At 57.9% G+C, this 817-nt stretch carries 1 protein-coding gene and 1 pseudogene; both read left to right on the top strand.

Annotated elements, in window-relative coordinates; genetic code table 11:
- Positions 1-303 (top strand): annotated as a pseudogene (locus ACJ8QF_RS25050) (nucleotidyltransferase domain-containing protein); the annotation flags it as partial.
- Position 304: 1 nt separating this feature from the next.
- Entirely contained in the window at positions 305-784 is a 480-nt protein-coding gene (locus tag ACJ8QF_RS25045) for a hypothetical protein (RefSeq protein ID WP_289528286.1), read from the top strand.
- Positions 785-817 lie beyond the last annotated feature (33 nt).

The raw sequence follows: 817 nt of genomic DNA, 5'->3' as shown, positions 1-817 counted from the left end.
TCAGAGCAGGATGAGGGCCCTCAGCGCAGTGAAACCTTTTACCAGTGGCATGCCGCGGCCCAGGCGACGTTTAACACCATCGCCGCCAGCGTGGGGGAAGATAACCTGTTCCTGAGCCTCGAAGACAGCTTCGGCAAAACGCCGGTCGATGTCGTCAGGCAACGACTGATGGAGCATATGCAGTCGGCCAGAGAACAAGGCAGCCTGCATCTTGATAAGAAAACCGGCGGGCTGATTGCCACCGGCCTCGCCAGTACGGCAGCCCATGCCAGCGTGCCTAAAAACACCTTCTACGGTGAATAACGTGGTTATCAAGCATCACTGCAAACCGCTGCCCCTCGCCCAGCAATATCACGCGTTGAAAGCCGGCAGCCCGTATGAACGGCTGCGCATTATCCATCACGATCGCACCCTGCTATGGGAAGGATGGCTGCAACCCTCGCTGTTCAGCCGCCGCTACAAGGTCGCGATCCGATATAGCCTGCTCACCCCACCGATTTGCGTGGTGACAGAACCGGATCTCTTCGCGTTGGCCGGTACGCGGGCTATTCCGCACCTGTATCCCGCCGATAAGCATATTCCCGGCGCCAGGCTGTGCCTGTTTTTGCCTGGCTCACAGGCCGACGATGGGCTCAGCGAATGGCGTGCCCAGTTAAAAATCAGCGACACGATCATTCCCTGGGCGTCGCTCTGGCTGTTTTATTTTGAACAGTGGCTGCGCACCCGCGACTGGGAAGGCGGCGGCAAGCACCCACGCACCAGCGAGGTTAAAAATGAGCGTTGAACATGAAGGCTTTATCTCGGTCGATATTGAAAC

This window comes from Serratia sp. CY81684 (assembly GCF_052166595.1).
Lineage (GTDB): Bacteria > Pseudomonadota > Gammaproteobacteria > Enterobacterales > Enterobacteriaceae > Serratia > Serratia nematodiphila.
The sequence above is the reverse complement of the archived record's forward strand: the minus strand, read 5'-3'. Positions and strand labels throughout refer to the sequence as shown.